Source organism: Dankookia sp. P2, from assembly GCF_050632255.1.
Taxonomy (GTDB): domain Bacteria; phylum Pseudomonadota; class Alphaproteobacteria; order Acetobacterales; family Acetobacteraceae; genus Paracraurococcus.
This window is the reverse complement of the sequence record NZ_CP192581.1, coordinates 3550997-3569656: the sequence shown is the minus strand read 5'-3', so window position 1 is coordinate 3569656 and position 18660 is coordinate 3550997. Positions and strand designations below refer to the sequence as shown.

The 18660-nt window shown below is 72.9% G+C and carries 21 protein-coding genes and 7 pseudogenes; 20 read left to right on the top strand and 8 right to left on the bottom strand.

Features of this window, described 5'->3' with window-relative positions:
* Positions 1-63: 63 nt before the first annotated feature.
* From ACQ86J_RS21080 to ACQ86J_RS21030, 11 genes and pseudogenes are all read left to right on the top strand, one after another.
* Positions 64-531: a GspH/FimT family pseudopilin gene (locus ACQ86J_RS21080; RefSeq protein WP_431267069.1), complete on the top strand. Its 468-nt coding sequence runs from the start codon at positions 64-66 to the stop codon at positions 529-531.
* Positions 521-892 (top strand): prepilin-type N-terminal cleavage/methylation domain-containing protein, encoded by a 372-nt coding sequence (locus ACQ86J_RS21075; RefSeq protein WP_431267068.1) that lies wholly within the window; start codon positions 521-523, stop codon positions 890-892. The genes ACQ86J_RS21080 and ACQ86J_RS21075 overlap by 11 nt, the downstream gene beginning before the upstream one ends.
* Positions 889-1482 carry a PulJ/GspJ family protein gene (locus ACQ86J_RS21070; protein WP_431267067.1) on the top strand — a complete coding sequence of 198 codons (594 nt, stop codon included), beginning with the start codon at positions 889-891 and terminating at the stop codon, positions 1480-1482. The genes ACQ86J_RS21075 and ACQ86J_RS21070 overlap by 4 nt, the downstream gene beginning before the upstream one ends.
* Before the next feature lie 158 nt (positions 1483-1640).
* On the top strand, positions 1641-2495 hold the full coding sequence (locus ACQ86J_RS21065) for a hypothetical protein (protein WP_431267066.1): 855 nt from the start codon (positions 1641-1643) through the stop codon (positions 2493-2495).
* Positions 2444-2605, top strand: a pseudogene (locus tag ACQ86J_RS21060) (PilN domain-containing protein); the annotation flags it as partial. The gene ACQ86J_RS21065 and the pseudogene ACQ86J_RS21060, both read left to right, overlap by 52 nt.
* A gap of 73 nt (positions 2606-2678) precedes the next feature.
* Positions 2679-3257, top strand: coding sequence for a type II secretion system protein GspM (gene gspM, locus ACQ86J_RS21055; protein WP_431267065.1), 579 nt, complete (start codon positions 2679-2681; stop codon positions 3255-3257).
* Complete coding sequence (locus ACQ86J_RS21050) at positions 3254-3622, top strand: hypothetical protein (protein WP_431272728.1); 369 nt, start codon at positions 3254-3256, stop codon at positions 3620-3622. Before gspM ends, ACQ86J_RS21050 begins: the two co-directional genes overlap by 4 nt.
* The gene (locus tag ACQ86J_RS21045; protein WP_431267064.1) at positions 3622-3846 is read left to right on the top strand and encodes a hypothetical protein; all 225 of its coding nucleotides are present in this window, start codon (positions 3622-3624) and stop codon (positions 3844-3846) included. Before ACQ86J_RS21050 ends, ACQ86J_RS21045 begins: the two co-directional genes overlap by 1 nt.
* Before the next feature lie 154 nt (positions 3847-4000).
* Positions 4001-5398, top strand: coding sequence for a secretin N-terminal domain-containing protein (locus tag ACQ86J_RS21040; protein ID WP_431267063.1), 1398 nt, complete (start codon positions 4001-4003; stop codon positions 5396-5398).
* A gap of 23 nt (positions 5399-5421) precedes the next feature.
* Positions 5422-6149 (top strand): annotated as a pseudogene (locus ACQ86J_RS21035) (type II secretion system protein GspD).
* Between the two features lies 1 nt (position 6150).
* Positions 6151-6558 (top strand): lytic transglycosylase domain-containing protein, encoded by a 408-nt coding sequence (locus ACQ86J_RS21030; protein WP_431267062.1) that lies wholly within the window; start codon positions 6151-6153, stop codon positions 6556-6558.
* A gap of 70 nt (positions 6559-6628) precedes the next feature.
* On the opposite strand, the gene ACQ86J_RS21025 is transcribed toward ACQ86J_RS21030, so the two are convergent.
* Complete coding sequence (locus tag ACQ86J_RS21025) at positions 6629-6853, bottom strand: hypothetical protein (protein WP_431267061.1); 225 nt, start codon at positions 6851-6853, stop codon at positions 6629-6631.
* A 69-nt stretch (positions 6854-6922) separates the two neighbouring features.
* Here ACQ86J_RS21025 and ACQ86J_RS21020 point away from each other — a divergent pair, with 69 nt between their 5' ends.
* The 3 genes and pseudogenes from ACQ86J_RS21020 to ACQ86J_RS21010 all read left to right on the top strand — a co-directional run.
* Complete coding sequence (locus ACQ86J_RS21020) at positions 6923-7435, top strand: tannase/feruloyl esterase family alpha/beta hydrolase (protein ID WP_431267060.1); 513 nt, start codon at positions 6923-6925, stop codon at positions 7433-7435.
* A pseudogene (locus tag ACQ86J_RS21015) lies at positions 7359-7838 on the top strand (tannase/feruloyl esterase family alpha/beta hydrolase); the annotation flags it as partial. The gene ACQ86J_RS21020 and the pseudogene ACQ86J_RS21015, both read left to right, overlap by 77 nt.
* A 22-nt stretch (positions 7839-7860) precedes the next feature.
* Positions 7861-8346: pseudogene (locus tag ACQ86J_RS21010) on the top strand (tannase/feruloyl esterase family alpha/beta hydrolase); the annotation flags it as partial.
* Between the two features lie 246 nt (positions 8347-8592).
* On the opposite strand, the gene ACQ86J_RS21005 reads toward ACQ86J_RS21010, so the two are convergent.
* The 4 genes and pseudogenes from ACQ86J_RS21005 to ACQ86J_RS20990 form a co-directional block, all read right to left on the bottom strand.
* Positions 8593-10209 (bottom strand): GMC family oxidoreductase, encoded by a 1617-nt coding sequence (locus ACQ86J_RS21005; protein WP_431267059.1) that lies wholly within the window; start codon positions 10207-10209, stop codon positions 8593-8595.
* A gap of 28 nt (positions 10210-10237) precedes the next feature.
* Positions 10238-11401: an alpha/beta fold hydrolase gene (locus ACQ86J_RS21000; RefSeq protein ID WP_431267058.1), complete on the bottom strand. Its 1164-nt coding sequence runs from the start codon at positions 11399-11401 to the stop codon at positions 10238-10240.
* Positions 11401-12047 (bottom strand): annotated as a pseudogene (locus ACQ86J_RS20995) (NAD(P)-dependent oxidoreductase). Before ACQ86J_RS20995 ends, ACQ86J_RS21000 begins: the two are co-directional and overlap by 1 nt.
* A gap of 359 nt (positions 12048-12406) precedes the next feature.
* Positions 12407-13533, bottom strand: a pseudogene (locus tag ACQ86J_RS20990) (MFS transporter).
* A gap of 263 nt (positions 13534-13796) precedes the next feature.
* On the opposite strand from ACQ86J_RS20990, the gene ACQ86J_RS20985 reads away from it, so the two are divergent.
* The 4 genes from ACQ86J_RS20985 (at position 13797) to ACQ86J_RS20970 (ending at position 16603) form a co-directional block, all read left to right on the top strand.
* Positions 13797-14687, top strand: a complete 891-nt coding sequence (locus tag ACQ86J_RS20985; protein ID WP_431267057.1) for a flavin-containing monooxygenase — start codon at positions 13797-13799, stop codon at positions 14685-14687.
* A gap of 369 nt (positions 14688-15056) precedes the next feature.
* Positions 15057-15431 (top strand): hypothetical protein, encoded by a 375-nt coding sequence (locus ACQ86J_RS20980; protein WP_431267056.1) that lies wholly within the window; start codon positions 15057-15059, stop codon positions 15429-15431.
* Positions 15431-16222, top strand: coding sequence for a serine hydrolase domain-containing protein (locus tag ACQ86J_RS20975; RefSeq protein ID WP_431267055.1), 792 nt, complete (start codon positions 15431-15433; stop codon positions 16220-16222). Before ACQ86J_RS20980 ends, ACQ86J_RS20975 begins: the two co-directional genes overlap by 1 nt.
* A 144-nt stretch (positions 16223-16366) precedes the next feature.
* Positions 16367-16603, top strand: a complete 237-nt coding sequence (locus ACQ86J_RS20970; protein WP_431267054.1) for a hypothetical protein — start codon at positions 16367-16369, stop codon at positions 16601-16603.
* Here ACQ86J_RS20970 and ACQ86J_RS20965 read toward each other — a convergent pair.
* The 3 genes from ACQ86J_RS20965 to ACQ86J_RS20955 all read right to left on the bottom strand — a co-directional run bounded on the left by ACQ86J_RS20965 (position 16576) and on the right by ACQ86J_RS20955 (position 17870).
* A complete protein-coding gene (locus ACQ86J_RS20965) occupies positions 16576-17004 on the bottom strand; it encodes a tripartite tricarboxylate transporter substrate-binding protein (RefSeq protein ID WP_431267053.1) in 429 nt (142 codons plus the stop codon). The two genes, ACQ86J_RS20970 and ACQ86J_RS20965, sit on opposite strands and share 28 nt — an antisense overlap.
* Positions 17005-17033: 29 nt before the next feature.
* Positions 17034-17540: a Bug family tripartite tricarboxylate transporter substrate binding protein gene (locus tag ACQ86J_RS20960; protein ID WP_431267052.1), complete on the bottom strand. Its 507-nt coding sequence runs from the start codon at positions 17538-17540 to the stop codon at positions 17034-17036.
* Positions 17541-17621: 81 nt separating this feature from the next.
* A complete protein-coding gene (locus tag ACQ86J_RS20955) occupies positions 17622-17870 on the bottom strand; it encodes a hypothetical protein (protein ID WP_431267051.1) in 249 nt (82 codons plus the stop codon).
* On the opposite strand from ACQ86J_RS20955, the pseudogene ACQ86J_RS20950 reads away from it, so the two are divergent.
* Together ACQ86J_RS20950 and ACQ86J_RS20945 are read left to right on the top strand one after the other, a co-directional pair.
* A pseudogene (locus ACQ86J_RS20950) lies at positions 17833-17931 on the top strand (tripartite tricarboxylate transporter substrate-binding protein); the annotation flags it as partial. The gene ACQ86J_RS20955 and the pseudogene ACQ86J_RS20950 sit on opposite strands and share 38 nt — an antisense overlap.
* Before the next feature lie 70 nt (positions 17932-18001).
* Positions 18002-18625, top strand: a complete 624-nt coding sequence (locus ACQ86J_RS20945; protein WP_431267050.1) for a tripartite tricarboxylate transporter substrate binding protein — start codon at positions 18002-18004, stop codon at positions 18623-18625.
* The last annotated feature ends 35 nt before the right edge of the window (positions 18626-18660 follow it).

Below are 18660 nucleotides of genomic sequence, written 5' to 3'. Positions count from 1 at the left end.
ACCAGGCGCATCGTCACGCGCTTGCGGCTTACGCCCCGCCGGCGCGGGCCTAGCCTTGCCGCCATGCGGCAGGGACGGCGCAGCGCGGCGGGCTTCACGCTGATCGAGGTCATCGTGGTGCTGGCCGTGCTCTCGCTCGGCCTCGGGCTGCTGGCGATGCGCGGGCCGCCGCGCAGCGCAGCGCTCGAGATCCGCGCCGCGGCAGGGGAGATGGCGCAGGCGCTCCGCCTCGCCCGCGCGCAATCCATCGCCCGCAACAGGCCGGTGCGCGTCGTGCTGGATCCCGGGCGCGGCGCCTGGGCGGTGGACGGCGCGGCGGCCCGCATGCTGCCGCCCGGCATCCTCATCGCAGTGCGGGTGGCGGAGACCGAGGCGCTCGGCGACCGGCTCGGCGCCATCCGCTTCGCCCCCGACGGCAGTTCGACCGGCGGCACGATCGAGCTGGCGGACGGCCATCGCCGGCTGCAGATCGGCGTCGACTGGCTGAGCGGGCGCGTCACCCTGGCCGAGGCCCGGGCCGATGCGCGCTGACCGCGGCGCCGGCTTCACCCTGCTGGAAGCGCTGGTCGCCTTCGCCATCCTGGCGCTTGCGCTGGCCGCGCTGCTGCAGGGCACGCTCGGCGGGCTGCACGCCACCCAGGCGGCGGGACGGACGGAGGAAGCGCTGGCCCGCGCGCGTTCGCGCTTGGCGGCGCTGGAAGCGGGGCCGATCCGCGCCGGCGACCAGCGCGGCGACGACGGCGGCGGCTTCGCCTGGCGCACCCGCATCGTGCCGGCGGAGAGCGCCGACGGCCGCACGCTCTTCGCCGTCAGCGTCAGCATCGCCTGGCGTGACGGCAACACGCCGCGCGAGGTGCGGCTGCAGACGCAGCGGCTGGGTGCTGTACCATGAGGCATTCCCGGGCGGGCTTCACCCTGCTCGAGATCCTGGTCGCGCTCGCCGTGCTCGGCTTCCTCATGCTCGGCCTCTCGCAGGGGCTGCGCTTCGGCCTCGCCGCCTGGGACAGCCAGGCGCGGCTGCTCGGCCGCGGCGGCGACCTGGACATCGCCGACCGCACGCTGCGCCGGATCGTCACCCAGATCGTCCCGACCGACGACCCGCAGAACCCCGCCCTGCGCGGCACCGCCCATGGCTTCGAGGCGGTCACCGAACTGCCGGTCACCGCCGCCCTGCCGACCCGCCAGGCCAGCGTCGCGCTCGGCGTCGACCGGACCGGGCGGTTGGTGCTGCGCTGGACGCCCTACCTGCATGCCCGCCGGTTCGGCCCGCCACCGCCGCCCGAGGAGAGCGAGCTGCTGCGCAACCTGGCGCGGATCGAGCTGGGCTACTGGTCTGCTGCGGCGGGCGGCGGCTGGCTCTCCGGCTGGGCGCGGCCGGAGCCGCCGGACCTCGTCCGCATCCGTCTGGTCTTCGCCCGCGGCGATGCCCGCCGCTGGCCGGAGATCGTCGTCGCACCGATGCGCGAGCGGACCGAGGAATAGCGCGGACCTCGGGCCGGCGTGCACGCTTGGGTGAGACCATGGCGGATCGCGTTGACGCTGCTGGCGGACCGGCACCCAGTATGGGACCGCGCCGACGACATGGAGAGGAAACGAATGCCGGTCCCCGCGCGGCCCTCGGCCCGGCCCGGGGCGTGACGATGCTGCGCGCCTTCCTGGTCTGGTGGACCGCAAGGCTGCGGGAGCTGCTGCCCGCCCGGCTGCGCGCCGGCACGCTGCCGCCGGATGCGCTGCTGGTCTCGCTCCGCCCGGATAGGGAGGCCGAGTTCGCCCAGCGCCGGCGCGGCCGGGAAACCCCGCTCGGCCGCTTCGCGCTGGATGCCGCGGCGCTCGGGACCCTGCCCGCCGCGCTGCGCCGCCGGCCGCGACGCGTGCTGTTGCGCCCAGCCCCCGGCACGCTGCTCGAACGCACGGTGGTGCTGCCGCTGGCGGCGCAGCACGACCCCGCCGGCGTGCTGCGCTACGAGCTGGACCGGCTGACGCCCTTCGCCGCCGAGGAGGTCTACTGGTCCTGGCGGCAGGAGGCCCGCGATCCCGCGCGCAACGCGCTGCGGCTCCGCCTCTCGCTGCTGCCGCGCGCGCCGCTGCAGGCGCCGCTCGCCGCGCTGCGCCGCGCCGGCCTGGCCCCCGCGGGGCTCGAGGCCGCGGCCGCCGACGGCACGCCGCGCGCCATCCCGCTGGACGAGGCCGCCGCGCCCTCCCCCGTCGCGAGGCCTGGCGCCGCCGTGGCTTGGCGCTGGCCGGCACCGCCTGCGCCGGCCTCGGCATCGCCGCGATCGCCCTGCCCTTCGCCCTGCAATCCCTGGCGCTCGTCGATGCCGGGCGGCGGATCGAGGCGCTTGCCCCGCGCGTGGCGGAGGCCGAGGCGCTGCGCCGCCGGATGGCCGAGGCCAAGGGCGGCCAGGACGCCTTCGCCGCCGAGCGCGCCCGGGTCGGCGACGCGCTGCAGGCGATCGCCGCGATCACCGACATCCTGCCCGACGATACCTGGCTGACCGAGTTCACCCTGCGCCAGCGCCGGCTCGGCATGGCCGGGCGGTCCGCCGGCGCGGCGCGGCTGATCGGCCTGCTCTCGGCCGATCCCACGATCGGCGACGCCGCTTTCGCCGCGCCGGTGACCCGGGCGGAGCAGGGCGCCGTCGACGCCTTCTCCATACGCGCCGAATTGCAGGATGTAGATGGCCACGCTGGACCTTCCGACCGGACGGCGCGGCCAGCTGCTGGCGGTCGGGCTGACGCTCGCGGTGCTCGGCGGCGCCTGGGCCGGCATCGCAGCGCCACTGCTCGACTGGTACACGCTGCGTGCCGAGCAGGTGCAGGCGCGCCGCGCGGTCGCCCGCCGCATGGCCGAGCTGGCCGAAACGCTGCCGGCGCTGCGCGACCAGGCCCGGCGGGTGGCCGCGCCCGGCCGGCCGGCCGAGGGCGCGGTGCTGGACGGCAGCAGCGACGCGCTGGCCGCCGCCGCGCTGCAGGGCCGGCTGCAGGAGATGGCGGCCCAAGCCGGCGCGCCGTTGTCGAGCGCCGAGGCGCTGCCCGGCGAGGCGGCCGGCGCCTGGCGGCGCATCGGCGTGCGCGTCGCGGTCAACGCGCCCTGGCCCGCCGTGGTGCGGCTGCTGCAGGCGATCGGCACCGCCACGCCGCGCATGCTGGTGGACGACCTGCAGCTGCGCGCGCCGCCGCTGCTGCTGCGGACCGGGGCGCGGCCGGTCGATGCCAGCTTCACCGTGCTCGGCTTCCGGGCGGAGGCGCCGCGATGAGCCGGAGCGCCTTCGCCGCGCTCGGCCTGGTTGGCACGGCGCTGGCCGGGATCATCGCGCTGGAGCTGCGCGGGATCGAGGGTGATGCGGTGGCCAGCGGCGCCGCCGCCACCGCCGCAGCGCGCTGGCGGCCGGCGCCGGAGGTCCCGACCCCGCCGCCGCCCGACCGCACCGGCGAATGGGCGGCGACCGCCCTGGCCCGGCCGCTGTTTGCCCAGGACCGGCGGCCTGTGGCGGAGCCGCGCGGCGCGGTCGCCGGCGGTCCGCCGTCGCGGGAGCTGCCGCGCTTGACCGGCGTGCTGGTCACGCCGGGCGGCGCCACGGCGATCTTCGCCGGGGCGGGGAGAATGCGAAGCCGCAGGTGATGCGGGTGGGGGACAGGCTGGCTGGATTCGAGGTGAAGGCGATCCTTGCGGGCGAGGTGACGCTCACGGGACCGGATGGCGACCGCGTGCTGCGGCCGAGCTTCGACCAGCGCCCGGCGGGCGGCGGCGGGCCTGGCCGGACTGCCGGGGTGGTGCCGGCCGCGGCGCCCGGCGGCACGCCGGTGCAGCTGCCGCGTGGCTTCCCCGGGGTGCCGGGCCGGTGAGGCGGCTCGCGCTCGGCCTCGTGCTGCTGGCCACCGCCTGCGTGCCGCCGCCGGAGAAGCCGGTGGTGCAGCCGCTGCCGCCGGTCAGCGGCGCCAGCGCCATCGCCTCCCCCGCATCAGCGGGCGGATCGACGCGCCTCTGCCGGCGCCGGCGGTGGCGACCAACTTGGCGCTGCCCTCCACCCTGCCGGGGCCGGCCGGCGGCACGGCGCGGCAAGGCGGCGAGTATTCGCTCGACTTCGCCGACACCGACATCCGGGAGGTTGTGGCGCAGGTGCTCGGCGGCATGCTGCGGGTGAACTACGCGATCGATCCGGCGGTGCGCGGGACGGTCACCCTGAGGACCGCGGTTCCGCTGACCCGGGCGCAGCTGCTGCCGACGCTGCAGGCGCTGCTGGCGCAGAGCGGCGCCGCGGTGATCGAGGCCGGCGGGCTCTACCGCGTGCTGCCGCAGGCCGCGGCGGCCGCCGCCTCGGGCGTTGCCGGGGCGGAGGCCCTGACCGGCGCCGGCAACCGCGTGCTGGCGCTGCGCTATGCCTCGGCCGAGGAACTGGCCAAGGTGCTGGCGCCCTTCGCCGGGCCGGGCGGCCGCGTCGCCGCCGATCCTGGCCGCAACGCGCTGATCCTCGGCGGCGACCCACAGGCGCGGGAGGCACTGGCGCAGCTCGCCACCAGCTTCGACGTCGACGTGCTGGCCAATCAGTCCTACGCGCTGCTGCCGATCCCCTCCGGCGATGCGCGCGACATGGCAACGGCCTTGCAGGAGGCGCTACGGGCGCAGCAGGGCGGGGCCATGGCGGCGCAGATCCGGGTGGTGCCGATGACCCGGATCAATGCCGTGCTGGTGACGGCGGCGCAGCCGCAGCTGATCGACAGCGCCCGACGGATCTTCGGCCTGGTCGAGACTGCGCGGCGCCGCACCGTGCGGTCCTGGCATGTCTTCTACCTGCAGAACGGCCGCAGCAACGACGTGGCCTACCTGCTGCAGCAGGCCTTCACGCCGGACAACGTCACGGCCCAGCCGACCGCGCCGGGCGGCACCGCGCCGGGCCTCGGCCAGCGGACCTTGAGCGCGGGCGGCGGCTTCGGCGGCGGCGGCATCGGCGCCGGGCGGTCGGGCAGTGCCGGCGGGCTGGGCGGTGGCCGCTCGGGCGGCGCGGTGGGGCTCGGCCAGGGCGGGCTGGTCGGCGCCGGGGCGGGACAATTCGGCCAGGCGCAGCTCGGCCAGGGGCAGCAGCCGGGCGGGGCCGGGCCGCTGGCGCAGCAATCCGCCGCCAATCCGCTTCTGGGCGGGCTCGGCGGCGGCCTCTCCGGCGGCGGGGAGGGTGCGGCAGAGGCCATGCGGGTGCTGCCCAACCCGCAGAACAACGCCGTGGTGGTCTATGCCACGGCGCAGGAGGCCGGGACGGTTCAGGCCATGCTGCGGCGGATCGACATCCTGCCGCTGCAGGTGAGGATCGACGCGACGATCGCCGAGGTCACGCTGAACGACAACCTGGAAATACGGCACGCAATCTCCTGTTCGGTGGCGGCGGGCTGCAGGGCGCGCTGACGCTGGCCGCCGGGCCGGCGCGGGTGCTGGCCAACCCCTTCCCTGGCTTCGTGCTGGGCGACAGCCGCGGCACGCAATACGCGATCGACCTGCTGCAGCAGGTAACGCAGGTGCGCGTGCTCTCCTCCCCGCAATTGCTGGTGCTGGACAACGAGCCGGCACGGCTGCAGGTCGGCAGCCTGGTGCCCTTCCTGACCCAGTCGGCGCAGAGCACGCTGGCCGCCGGCGCGCCGGTGGTGAACAGCGTCGACTACCGGGAGACCGGGGTGATCATGGAGGTGATCCCCGCGTCAGCAGCGGCGGGCTGGTCACGCTCGACATCTCGCAGGAGGTGAGCGAGGTCGATACCGCGGCGCCCAGCACCTCGGGCATCAACTCGCCCACCTTCCTCGAGCGCGCGGTGCGCTCGCGCGTGGTGGTGCAGGACGGCCAGACGATCGGGCTGGCTGGGCTGATCCGCGACAGCGATCTGCGCGGCAACCAGGGCGTGCCCTTCCTGAAGGACATCCCCATACTCGGTGCGCTGCTCGGCACCCAGAACAACACGAGGGCACGGACCGAGCTGCTGGTGCTGATCACCCCGCGTGTGGTGCACGACCAGCGCGACGCGCGGTCGCTGACCGAGGACATGCGGGAAGGCCTGGCGAATGCGGCGGCGCTGCCGGACACGCTGCGGCGGCAGGGGCTGAGCGGTTCGGTCGATCCGAACGCGCGGATGCGCCAGAAGCTGCGCGAGAGCCTGGAGCGGTGAGGTGGCGATCCCCTGGCTCGCCTGCATGCTGTCGGTGTCGGCCTTCTACGGCCTGCCGCCGCGCGTGCTGCCGGCCATCCAGGCGGTGGAGGGCGGCCAGGTCGGCACCATAAGCCGCAATCAGGACGGCTCCGAGGATCTCGGGCCGATGCAGGTGAACACCCGCTGGCTGCAGCCGGTGGCGCAGCTGACCGGGCTGCCGGAAGCCGCGGTGCGGGAGCGGCTGATCGGCGATGCATGCTTCAACATCGCCGCCGCCGGCGCCATCGTGGCGATGCATCTGCGGGAGCAGAACGGCAACCTGATGCGCGCAGTCGGCAACTACCATTCCCGCACGCCGGAGCGACACGAGGCCTATGCGGCGCGGGTGACGGCGGCGGCGGCGCGGCTGTTCGGCGGCGGGCGGTAGCGGGCGGGCCTGCACGATCGCGTGCGCCTGGCGCAGGATCTTGCGGCAGCGCGGCTGCCGCTGCCATGGTTTACTCCTGCTTATTCCAAAGCAGCATCCGCAAGTAGTGCCGAAGAAGCGTTTCCAGGGGCGATTTATTTCCGTTTTCCGTCCCTTTGATAGTAACGAAGGCAATAATAACGAAGGAATATGTGCGCAGGGAGGAGGAACGCCCACCCGGCGCGCTGTGTCGGTCGATGCCGCCGGACAGGCTTTCCGCCGCCAGGTCGGCGCCGGGATACCTGCGCTGATTCACCACTTCATCAAAAAGAAGCAGGCCTGGCAGCGTGTCCGCCGTCGGGCCACCGAAGCGGGAGGAGATACCATGACACGCAGGATGCGTCTTGGCGCGGCGGCCGCGCTGCTGCTGGCCGGCACCGCATTGGCGCCACCCCGCGCCGCGGCGGCCAGTTGCGGCGAGCTCGGCGGGCTCGCCCTGCCTGGCATCACCGTCAACACGGCGCTGGATGTCGACAGCTACACCATCCCCGGCACCACGCCGGTGGTGGTGCCTGGTCCCTTCTGCCGCGTCACCGCGACGGCGAAGCCGGTGCCGGAATCGAGCATCAATTTCGAGGTCTGGCTGCCGCCGTCGGGCAGCTGGAACGGCAAGTTCCGCGGCGAGGGCTCGGGCGGTTCGGCCGGGTCGATTTCCTATGCCGCGATGGCGGATGCGCTGTCCCGGCACTACGCCACCATGGCGAATGACAACGGCCATACCGGCAGCAGCTGGACCTTCTCCGCGAGATCCAGAAGCCGTCGTGGATTTCGGCTACCGCGCGCAGCACGTGACGACGGTGGCGGCGAAGGCGGTGGTCGAGGCCTATTACGGCGATAAGCCACGCTATTCCTACTTCGTCGGCTGTTCGCAGGGCGGCCACCACGCGGAGATGGAGGCGCAGCGCTACCCCGAGGATTACGACGGCATCATCGCCGGCAACGGCGCGCAGGACTGGACCGGGGTGATGACCTCGGAGGTCTGGGTCGGCCTCGCCTCCTCGGTCCGGGGGCCGGCCTACGACCTGCCGCAGCCGGTGCTGGACCTGGTGAACAAGGCGACGGTCGCGCATTGCGCCGTGCAGGACAGCAACCTGGCCAGCCAGCCCTACGTCACCGACCCGCGCGACTGCAAGTTCGATGTCGGCACGCTGCAATGCCAACCCGGCGACGACCCGGCGCAGTGCCTCTCGGCCGGGCAGGTCGAGGCGGTGCGGCTGATCCATGCCGGGCCGCGCGACCCGAGGACCGGCGCGGTGATCGCGCATGGGCTGCAGCCCGGCAGCGAGAGCGCCTGGCGGCAATTCCTGGTGGGCGGGGCGCAGCCGGGCGGCAGCTCCTACTCCTTCTACGCCGACGCGGTCTTCAAGGACCCGACGCATGACTTCCGCGGCTTCGACTTCCGCGAGGACGTCGCCCGAATGGAGGGGACGCAGTATGCCGGGCAGACGCTGCCCGAAATCCTCAACGCCACCAACCCGAGATTACGAGCCCTTCCGCCAGCGCGGCGCCAAGCTCATCATGTATCATGGCTGGGCCGACCCGTTCATCTCGCCCGGCTTCAGCATCGACCTCTACCGCGCGATCATCCGCGACCAGGCCAGGCGGCATTCGCTGCCACGGGGCCAGGCGCTGCGCCAGGTGCAGGACTTCGCCCGCCTGTTCATGGTGCCGGGCTTCTACCACTGCGCCGGCGGGCCCGGGCCGAACAGCTTCGACATGCTGCCCAAGCTGGAGCGCTGGGTGGAGCAGGGCGTCGCGCCGAAGCGCGTGCTGGCGACCAAGTATGTCGAGGACGACAAGACGAAGGGGTCGCCTTCACCCGGCCGCTCTGCGCCTATCCGCAGAGCGCGAGCTATGCCGGCCAGGGCGACACGAACGATGCCGGCAGCTTCCACTGCGTGCCGGACCGCTCGCCGATCGGGCCGCTCTCGCGCGACTTCGCGCGGGAGTTGCGGGCGCAGAACACGGCGACGGAGGCGGAGTAGGCGCAGCGGCCTAGGCGGCGTCCTCCAGGATCATCGCCGCGGCCTTCTCGCCGATCATGATGGAGGGTGCGTTGGTGTTGCCGGCGACGACGGCCGGCATGATCGACGCATCCGCCACCCGCAGCCCGGCAATGCCATGCACCCGCAGCCGTGGGTCGACCACGCTGTTGCTGCCGGTGCCCACGGCGCAGCTGCCGGCGGGATGGTGGTTGGTCAGGCCGGATTCCCGTACGAAGCGCTCGAGATCGGCCTCGCTGGCATAGCCGGGGCCGGGGAAGATCTCCTCCGCCACCAGCGGCGCGAAGGCCGGCTGCCGCACCAGGCTGCGGGCCAGCTTCGCCCCCGCCACCATCGCCCGCATGTCGTAGTCCGAGCCGAGGAAGCCGAAGGTGATCGCCGGCGGCGCCAGCGGGTCCGGCCCGTTCAGCCGCACCGTGCCGCGCCCGTCGGGCGAGAGATGCACCGGGCCGAGGGTGAAGCCGGGGAAGTCGTGCGCGACGACACGGGTGCCGGAGCGTTCCAGCGTGCTCCATTCCAGCAGGTTGATCTGCAGGTCGGGGCGTTCCAGGCGCGGGTCGGTGCGGGTCAGCAGCCCGGCGCGGATGCCGTTCACCGCCATCGGGCCGCGGCGGGTCAGCGCATAGCGGATGGCGGCGCCGATCTTGCGCGGCCAGCTCGCCTCGAAGTCGTTGAAGGTGATCGGCTTGGTGCAGCGCCACTGCATGTAGAGCGCGAAGTGGTCGTGCAGGTTGGCGCCCACCGCCGGCATGTCGCGCAGGACCGCGATGCCGTTCGCCTGCAGGTGATCCGCCGGGCCGAGGCCCGAGAGCAGCAGGAGCTGCGGCGAGCCATAGGCGCCTCCGGAGACGATCACCTCCCGCCGCGCCCGCGCCTGCCGGCGGCCCTGCGGGGAGGCGTATTCGATGCCCGTCGCGCGGCCCTCCTCGATCAGCAGCCGGGTGGCCTGACAGAGCGTGCGGATGGTGAGGTTCCGCCGCCCGCGCGCCGGCGCCAGATAGGCCCGGGCCGAGGACCAGCGGCGGGCGCCGCCGGTGGTGGACTGGTAGTAGCCGGCGCCTTCCTGCCGCGCGCCGTTGAAATCCTTGTTGCGCGGGATGCCGGCCTGCTCGGCGGCGGCGATCATCGCCTCGGCCAGTTCCGAGGTTTCCGCCTGGTCGGAGACGTTCAGCGGGCCGCCGGTGCCGTGGTACTCGTCCTCGCCGCGCGCCTGGTTCTCCGCGCGGCGGAAGAAGGGCAGCACCGAATCCCAGTCCCAGCCGGTGCAGCCGCGCTGGCGCCAGCCATCATAGTCGCGTGGATGGCCGCGCATGTAGACCATGCCGTTGATCGAGCTGGTGCCGCCGAGCGTCTTGCCGCGCGGCACGTACATGGTCCGGCCGCCGAGCTTCTCGTGCGGCGCGCTCTCGAATTTCCAGTTCACCTTGGGGTTCACATAGGTCCGGGCGAAGCCGAGCGGGATGTGGATCCAGGGGTTGGTGTCAGGCGGACCGGCTTCCAGGAGCAGCACGCGGTGCCGGCCATCCTCCGACAGCCGCGCGGCCACCAGCGGCGCCGGCCGAGCCGGCCCGCTGACGATGTAGTCGAGTTCCTCGGCCGGTTCCGGCATGCGTTCCCCCGTGTTTCGGGGAAGCGTATCAGCCGGATTTCAGGGTGTCATGCGGCGGAGGAAATCGACCACGCGGCTGCGCTGCTGCTCCAGGTGTTCGGGTCCGCGCCACGCCGTCAGCACCTCGACGCCCGGCAGCAACGCGGCGAGCTCCGTGCTGGTCGCGGCGGGATGGGGATGTCGGTGCCGGGCAGCAGCATGGTCGGCACCGGGCAGGCGCGGACGAAGTCGCGCGGGACACAGAAGACGAAGTCGCCACCCCACATGTTGCGGCCGAAGCCGGCCAGCGCCGCCTCCTCCAGCTCCGGCCGGGCGGCGCGCGCTGCTCGCGGCTCCATTCGGCATGGCTGTCGGGGAAGTAGCCGGGGTGTTCGGGATGGAGGCCGATCGGGTTCTGCAGCACCGCCGAGGCGACGCGCCCCGGCGCGGCCTCGATCGCCTTCAGGCAGAAGCTGCCGCCGATGCAGCCGCCCAGCACGTGGAAGCGCGGGAAGCCCAGGTGGTCCATCAGCGCGAGGTGGTCGGCGGCATAGGTATGCCAGCCATGGTCGGCGTGGATCTCGGTGCGGGACTCCCCGGCATTGCGCTGGTCCATGGCGATGGCGGTGAAGCCGGCCTCGGGCAACGCCCGCGTCCAGTCCACCCAGGGCCGCGCCGGGCCGCCGGGCGGGGACGGCCACATCTCCAGCCGCGAGCGCAGCCCGCCGGGTGCGAAGAGCAGGACGGGGAAGCCCGCGCCATGCACCTCGTAGCGGATGCGGCCGTCGGGGCGGTCGAGGAATGGCATGGCTGGCTCCTTCAGTCCGGTGCGCCGTAATCGGCCAGTTCCGGCCGCATGGCCTCGATGACGAAGTCGACGAAGGCCTCCGGCACGTCGAGGTAGAATTCGCGCCCGGAATAGGCGCCGACGCTCGCCGCCATGCCATGCGCCGCGGCCCAGTCCGCCAGCGCCCTGCAAATCCTCGCGCGGCGTCTCGCTGAGGAAGGCGACTTGCGAGCGCAGCTTGTCGGCGTCGCGCGTCGGCGTCTCGCTGCGGCTGGATTGCACGTCCACATTGGCGCCGGGCTGGCGCAGCCAGATGGACCGCTCGGTCCGCCGCAGCACGCGGAAGCCGAGCTGCGTCACCAGCATCTCGACCACCGTCTCGAAGTGGCAGGGGGCCAGCCGGTTGGCGACGTGGTTGAGGCGCATCAGTAGCCGAGCGTCCGGTCCACCACTTCCTTCAGCGGCTTGCCGTCGAGGAAGCGGCCGAGATTCTCCACCAGCAGCCGCGCCGCCACCGTGTCACGCTCCGGATGCATGCCGCCCATGTGGGGCACCACCAGGATGCCCGGCGTGGTCCAAAAGGGATGGGTGGCGGGCAGGGGTTCCTCGCGGAACACGTCCAGCACCGCGCCGGCCAGATGCCTGTCGCGCACCGCGGCGATCAGGTCGGCATCGACGATCGCCTGGCCGCGGCCGGAATTCAGCAGCCAGGCGCCTTGCTTCATGCGGGCCAGCCGCTCGGCGTTGATAAATTCTCGGTCTGCCCCGTCGCCGGCAGCAGCAGAAGGAGGTAGTCGGCACGGGCCAGGACTTCGTCGGTGCGCTCGGGCGGCAGGACCTCCACCCCCGGCAGCGGCGCCGGATTGCGGCGCGTGCCGATGACGTTCATGCGCAGCGCCACGGCCAGCCGCGCCACCTCCTGCCCGATGGCGCCGAGGCCGAGGATGCCGAGCGTTTTGCCGTTCAGCGGCGTCGCCACGCGGCGGGTCCAGCGGCTGGCCTTCTGGTCCTCGGCGATGGCGGCATAGGGCTTGGCGATGTGGAAGAGCGCGCCGAGGATGTTCTCCGGCATCGACTCCCCGTGGGTGCCGCGGGCGCAGGTCAGGACCAGGTCCGGCGGCAGGTCGGGCAGCGCCAGCCAGCCCTCGACCCCGGCGGTCAGGGATTGCGCCCAGCGCAGCTTCGGCATGCGCGGCAGCACCCCGGCCGGCACGCCCCAGCCGAGCAGCGCCTCGGTCCCGGCCAGTTGCTCCTCGCTCGGCATCGCCTTGCGCGACAGGGCATCGATGCGGACGCGTGGCGCAAGTCCGGCGGCGGCAATGGCGGCCTCGTAGGGACCGGGCGTATCGGTCCAGAGCAGCAGGCGGGTGGGGTCGGGCATCGGACGGTCCTCGTTCTTGCAGGAACCCTATCCCCGGCCCGTCCGCACGGCTACCGGGGGCGCGGCGGCTTCCGCAGGGCGTAGAAGGCGATGGACCCGGCGGCATAGGCGAGGATGGAGCCGATGAAGGCGACGCGGTAGCTGCCGGAGACGTCGAAGATGAAGCCCGCGGCCCAGGAGCCGATGGCGGCACCGAGGCCCGAGCCGATGGTGATGACGCCGAGGATGGTGCCGAGCCGCGGCCCGGGGAAGATATCCGCGGTCTTCGCGGTGATCGCCGGGCCGCGCGCGCCCCATGTGAGCCCGAAGAAGCAGGCATGCAGCCAGAGCAGCAGGTGGTCGCCCGGCCCGGTGATCGCCAGCGCGCAGAACACCCCGACGATCGAGATGCCATAGGCCAGCAGCGCCGAGTATTCGCGGCCGATATAGTCGGACAGCGTCCCCGTCGCGATCACCCCCGGCATCGCCAGGAAGGCGCCCATGCCCAGCACGCTGGCGGCATAGAGCGGGTCGAAGCCGACATCGACCGCGAAGGCGATCTGGTGCAGCGACACCAGGAAACTGCCGATGCTGGTGCACATGTAGACGAAGAAGAGCAGCCAGAATGCGGCGTGCGGATCGCCTCGGCCAGGGTCCAGTGGCGTTCCCCCGCCACCGTCGCCGGGGCGGCCCGCCCGGCCCCGCCGCGGCGGTCGAAGAAGAAGGCCAGCGGCAGCAGCACCGCGGCGGCGACGGCGGCGGCCACCAGGTAGGCGCCGCGCCAGCCGATCCCGGCGATCAGCATCTGGCTGGCGGGGGCGGAGGCGGCGCGGCCGAAGCCATTGGCCGATTGCAGGACCGAGATCGCCATGCCGCGCCGGTTGGCGAAAAGGCGCGACGCCAGCGGCACGAAGACCAGCAGGCCGACGCAATTCGCCCCGAAGGTCATCACCACGCCGTACAGCAGCACCACCTGCCAGAGCGCCTCCGCATGGGCGCTGCCGATCAGGCCGATGACGAGCAGGGTGGCGCCCAGCAGCACCATCCGCCGTGTCCCCAGGCGGTCCACCAGGTTGCCGACGAAGGGCAAGCTGAAGCCGCCGACCAGCTGCCCGACCGAATAGGCCAGCGAGCTCTCCGCCCGCGACCAGCCGAAATCCGCGACGAAGGCCAGCAGGAAGACGGTGTAGGAGTGCATCACGCTGGCGCCGACCGTGAAGGCCAGGAAGGCACTGCCCAGGATCAGCCAGGCCCGGCTGGTGGTGGGTGGGGCGGAGGGGATGGGCATCGGCGTATGCTAGGTGCGCCAGCCGCGCCGAGTCCAATCGGGGCGAAAAATTGCAGAAGCGCCGGATGGGGGTCTAACCTCCCCGCCGGGACCGGTGCCGCATGCCCCGGTCCGGGGAAACGAGATCGACGGGGGCGCGTCCCCTCCGCCATGGCATGCAGGAGCGACGAGAGATGTCCGCCTCGCTGGAAGCATCGGCCGAAGCCGGCCAGACCCTGGACTTCGACGCCATCGTCATAGGCGCCGGCATGTCGGGCTTGTTCCAGCTGCTGCGCCTGCGCGAGATGGGAATGAAGGTGCGGGTCTTCGAAGCCGGCACCGGCGTCGGCGGCACCTGGTACTGGAACCGCTACCCCGGCGCCCGCTTCGATTCCGAAAGCTATTCCTACGGCTTCTCCTTCTCGAAGGAGCTGCTGGAGGAATGGAGCTGGTCGGAGCATTTCGCGCCGCAGCCGGAGACGCTGCGCTACCTGAACCTGGTTGCCGACAAATTCGACCTGCGCCGCGACATCCAGTTCAAAAGCCGCGTCGCCGCGGCGCATTGGGACGAGGCCTCGCGCGCCTGGGCGGTGACGCTGGAGGATGGCAGCCGGCACGTCTCCCGCTACCTGATCACCGCGATCGGCGTGCTCTCGGCGCCGACCCTGCCGCGCTTCGAGGGGATGGACAATTTCAAGGGCCTGTCCTTCCACACCGCCCGCTGGCCGCACGAGCCGGTGGACTTCGCCGGCAAGCGCGTGGCGGTCATCGGCACCGGCGCGACCGGCGTGCAGACCATCCAGGAAGTGGCGAAGACGGCGGGGCACCTCACGGTCTTCCAGCGCACGCCCAACTGGTGCGCGCCGCTGCACAACCGCAAGATCACCGAGGAGGAGCAGGCGCAAATCAAGGCCAGCTACCCCGAGATCTTCCGCCTCTGCCAGGAGACCTTCTCCTGCTTCATGCACACGCCGGACCCGCGCGGCACCTTCGAGGTGACGAAGGAGGAGCGCGAAGCCTTCTACGAGAAGCTCTACGCCTCCCCGGCTTCGGCATCTGGGTCGGCAATTTCAAGGACATGCTGACCGACCGGGCCGCGAACAAGGAGATCTCGGACTTCGTCGCCAACAAGATCCGCCAGCGGGTCAAGGACCCGGAGGTGGCGGAGATGCTGATCCCCAGGAACCACGGCTTCGGCACCCGGCGCGTGCCGCTCGAGACCAGGTACTACGAGGTCTACAACCAGCCGAACGTACTGCTGGTGGACAGCAAGGCGACGCCGATCCAGGCGATCACGCCGACGGGCATCAAGACGACCGACGCCGAGTACGAGTTCGGACATCATCATCTACGCCACCGGCTTCGACGCGCTGACCGGCGCCTTCGACCGCATCGACATCCGCGGCGAGGGCGGGCTGCCGCTGAAGCAGAAATGGGCCCACGGCGCGCAGACCATGCTGGGCATGCTGGTGGAGGACTTCCCCAACATGTTCATGCTGCTCGGGCCGCATACCGCGCTCGGCAACATCCCGCGCAGCATCGAGTACAACGTCGAATGGGTTTCGGCCCTGCTGCGCCACATGCAGGCCCGCGGCCTGACCCGGGCGGAAGCCAGCGCCGCGGCGGTCGCCGCCTGGACGGAACACGTGAAGCAGATCGGCGCCGGCCTGCTGACCAACGAGGTCGATAGCTGGATGACCGGCGTGAACCGCAACGTCGAAGGCAAGGAGACCCGGATCATCGCCCGCTACAGCGGCAGCGCGCCGGACTACCGCGCCTGGTGCGACCGGGTGGCCGCGGAAGGCTACCGCGACCTGGCGCTCTCCTGATGCCGGATATCGATGCCGTCCTGCGCGGGGCGGTGGACGCAGGCGCGGTCCCCGGCGTGGTGGCGCTGGCCGCCGACCGGGCCGGCACGCTCTACCAGGGCGCCTTCGGCCGGCGCGACCTCGGCGCGGATGCGCCGATGACGCCGGACACGGTCTTCTGGATCGCCTCGATGACCAAGGCGATCACCTCGGTTGCCGCGATGCAGCTGGTGGAGGAGCAGCGGCTCGAGCTCGACGCGCCGCTCGGCGGGCTGCTGCCGCATCTGTCCGCGCCGCAGGTGCTGGAAGGCTTCGCGCCGGATAACACGCCGCGGCTGCGGCCGGCACGGCAGCCGATCACGCTGCGGCGGCTGCTGACCCATACCGCCGGCTTCACCTACAACACCTGGAATCCGGAGATGGGCCGCTACATGGCGGCCACCGGCCTGGTCGCGCCCCGCAGCGGCAAGCTGGAATCGCTGCGCGCGCCGCTGGTCTTCGACCCCGGCGAGCGCTGGGAATACAGCATCGCCACCGACTGGGTCGGCCAGGCGGTGGAAGCCGCCAGCGGCCAGCGGCTGGAACACTATGTCCGCGACCGCATCCTGGCGCCGCTGGGCATGCAGGACAGCGGCTTCATCCCCGGCCCGTCGCAGCACGCGCGCCGCGCCCGCGTCCACCAGCGCGCCGCGGATGGCAGGCTGACGCCGATCGACTTCGCCCTGCCGGAGAACCCGGAGATCTCTACGGCGGCGGGGGCGGGCTGCTCTCGACCGGGCCGGACTACATCCGCTTCCTGCGCATGCTGCTGAACCAGGGCACGCTCGACGGCGCGGAGATCCTGCGGCCGGAGACGGTGGCGGAGATGGGCCGCAACCAGATCGGCGCGCTGAACTTCCGCCCGCTGCGCAGCGCCATGCCGGCCATGTCTCAACGACTGCGACCCCTTCCCCGGCATGGCCTGCAAATGGGGCCTCGGCTTCCTGATCAACGGGGAGGACGTGCCGGGCCGCCGTACCGCCGGCAGCCTGGCCTGGGCCGGGCTCGGCAATACCTGGTTCTGGGTGGACCCGCGCAGCGGCCTCGCCGGGCTGCTGATGACGCAGATCCTGCCCTTCGCCGATGCCGCGGTGCTGGATCTCTTCGCCCGGTTCGAAACTGCCGTCTACTCGGCCCGCGCGCCGGAGGCCTGAACCACCCTCCCCCAGCGCGCCCGCTCCGCGGCGACGAAACTGGCGAAGCCCGCGGCATCCAGCGCGCCCGGCTCGGCGCCGGCGGCGGCCAGCTTCGTGCGCAAGCCGGCTCCGCCAGCGCCGCCTGCACCGCCGCGGCGATGCGCGCGACCAGGATCGGGCGGCGTGCCGCCGGGCGCGGCCAGGCCGAACCAGGACGACGCCTCGAAGCCCGGCAGCCCGGACTCGGCCATGGTCGGCAGCTCCGGCAGCGCCGCGGCGCGGGTGGCGCCCGCCACCGCCAGGGCGCGGATACGGCCGTCGCGCAGCTGCGGCAGCACGCCGGGCATGTTGTCGAAATAGAGCTGCAGCCGCCCGGCGATAAGGTCGGTCATCGCCGGCGCCGCGCCGCGATAGGGCACGTGGGTGATCTCGATCCCGGCGCTGCTCTTCAGCAGCTCCCCGCCAGGTGGTTGGTGCCGCCGATCGAGGAGGAGCCGAAGGCGAGCTTCCCCGGCTCGCGCCGCGCCAGGGCAATCAGTTCGGCCAGGCTGCGCGCCGGGCTGTCCGCCGGCACCACCAGCACGATCGGCACGGCGGCGACCAGCGCCACCGGCACCAGGTCGCGCGCGGGGTCGAAGGGCATGCTTCGATACAGGTGCTCGTTGATGGCGAAGGGGCCGGGCGCGGCGAGCAGCAGGGTGTGGCCGTCCGGCGCCGCCTTGGCGACCGCATCGGCACCGATATTGCCTCCGGCACCGCCGCGGTTCTCCACCGGGAAGGGCTGGCCCAGCCGCTCCTGCAACGCCTCGGCCAGCAGCCGCGCGGACGATGTCGTTCGACCCGCCGGGCGGAAGGGCACGACGAGCCGCACCGGGCGGTCCGGCCAGGCCGCCTGCGCCAGGGCCGGCAGGGCAAGCGCGGAGGCCAGCAGCCCGCGGCGGGTGATCCGGTGCATCGCCTGTTTCCTGCCCTTTGGCCGCGAGTCTGCGGCCCGCCGGCAGGCTGTCAATCCGCTCGCCGCCGCCGCTGCGGCTCGCTAGGCTTCGGGAAAACCGGGAGGCCACGCCATGTTCCGCCCCACCCGCCGCGCCCTGCTGGCCGCACCGGCGCTGCTGCCCGGCCTCGCCGCCGCGCAGGCCTTCCCCACCCATTCCATCACTTGGATCGTCCCCTTCGCCGCCGGCGGCATCACCGATACCAGCGCCCGCACCCTGGCCCAGCGCATGGGCAGCAGCCTCGGCCAGACCGTGGTGGTGGAGAACCGGCCCGGCGCCGGCGGCACCATCGGGGCGGAGGCGGTCGCGCGGGCCGCGCCGGACGGCTACACCATGCTCTACGGCAGCCAGGGTCCGATGGCCGCGGCGCCGGCCATGTTCCCCGCCCTGCGCTACGACCCGCAGCGCGACGCTCGCGCCGGTGCATGGGCTCGGTGCCTCGCCGCATCTCATCGTCAGCGGGACGGGCCGGCCCTGGCGCAGCCTGCAGGACCTCGTCGCCGCGGCGAGGGCGCGACCGGAGGGGCTGACCTATGCCTCGGTCGGCGTCGGCACCTCGCCGCACTTGGCGGCGGAGACGCTGATGCAGGCGACCGGCATCCGCATGATCCACGCACCCTATGCCAACGGCACGCAGGGGCTGAACGACGTCATCGGCGGCCGGGTCGACGTCATGTGGGACTATCCGCTGACCAGCCTGGCGCATGTCCGCGAAGGCCGGCTGCGGGCGCTCGCGGTGACCGATGCCGCCCGGGTGCGGCTGGCGCCGGAGGTGCCGACCGTGGCCGAGGCCGGCCTGCCCGGCGCCGAGGCGGTGCCCTGGGCCGGGCTCTTCGTGCCGGCCCGCACCCCGCCCGAGGCCGTCGCCCGCCTCGCCATCGCGCTACGTGAGGCGATGGGCGACCCGCGCGTGCAGGGATGCTTCGACGGCACCGCGACCGTTCTCTGGCCGCGGATGGGCACGGCGAAGCTGCGCGCCTTCCTGGCCGAGGAAGTCCCGCGCGTCGCCGGCCTCATCGCCCGGTCCGGCGCCAAGCCCGGATAGCGGGTCCCGGATAGCCGGCTATCGAGAGGGGCTAT

Excerpts from the sequence above, each read along its gene's own strand:
- ACQ86J_RS21020 (WP_431267060.1), top strand. The coding sequence starts at position 6,923 with ATGACACGCAGGATGCGTCTTGGCGCGGCGGCCGCGCTGCTGCTGGCC.
- ACQ86J_RS20960 (WP_431267052.1), bottom strand. The coding sequence starts at position 17,540 with ATGCACCGGATCACCCGCCGCGGGCTGCTGGCCTCCGCGCTTGCCCTG.
- ACQ86J_RS20985 (WP_431267057.1), top strand. The coding sequence starts at position 13,797 with ATGTCCGCCTCGCTGGAAGCATCGGCCGAAGCCGGCCAGACCCTGGAC.
- ACQ86J_RS20980 (WP_431267056.1), top strand. The coding sequence starts at position 15,057 with ATGCTGGGCATGCTGGTGGAGGACTTCCCCAACATGTTCATGCTGCTC.
- ACQ86J_RS21045 (WP_431267064.1), top strand. The coding sequence starts at position 3,622 with ATGCGGGTGGGGGACAGGCTGGCTGGATTCGAGGTGAAGGCGATCCTT.
- ACQ86J_RS21075 (WP_431267068.1), top strand. The coding sequence starts at position 521 with ATGCGCGCTGACCGCGGCGCCGGCTTCACCCTGCTGGAAGCGCTGGTC.
- ACQ86J_RS21050 (WP_431272728.1), top strand. The coding sequence starts at position 3,254 with ATGAGCCGGAGCGCCTTCGCCGCGCTCGGCCTGGTTGGCACGGCGCTG.
- gspM (WP_431267065.1), top strand. The coding sequence starts at position 2,679 with ATGGCCACGCTGGACCTTCCGACCGGACGGCGCGGCCAGCTGCTGGCG.
- ACQ86J_RS21080 (WP_431267069.1), top strand. The coding sequence starts at position 64 with ATGCGGCAGGGACGGCGCAGCGCGGCGGGCTTCACGCTGATCGAGGTC.
- ACQ86J_RS21005 (WP_431267059.1), bottom strand. The coding sequence starts at position 10,209 with ATGCCGGAACCGGCCGAGGAACTCGACTACATCGTCAGCGGGCCGGCT.
- ACQ86J_RS21000 (WP_431267058.1), bottom strand. The coding sequence starts at position 11,401 with ATGCGCCTCAACCACGTCGCCAACCGGCTGGCCCCCTGCCACTTCGAG.
- ACQ86J_RS20955 (WP_431267051.1), bottom strand. The coding sequence starts at position 17,870 with ATGGTGCCGCCGGCGCCGGGCCGGTTCTCCACCACCACGGTCTGGCCG.
- ACQ86J_RS21070 (WP_431267067.1), top strand. The coding sequence starts at position 889 with ATGAGGCATTCCCGGGCGGGCTTCACCCTGCTCGAGATCCTGGTCGCG.
- ACQ86J_RS20970 (WP_431267054.1), top strand. The coding sequence starts at position 16,367 with ATGGCCTGCAAATGGGGCCTCGGCTTCCTGATCAACGGGGAGGACGTG.
- ACQ86J_RS20975 (WP_431267055.1), top strand. The coding sequence starts at position 15,431 with ATGCCGGATATCGATGCCGTCCTGCGCGGGGCGGTGGACGCAGGCGCG.
- ACQ86J_RS21065 (WP_431267066.1), top strand. The coding sequence starts at position 1,641 with ATGCTGCGCGCCTTCCTGGTCTGGTGGACCGCAAGGCTGCGGGAGCTG.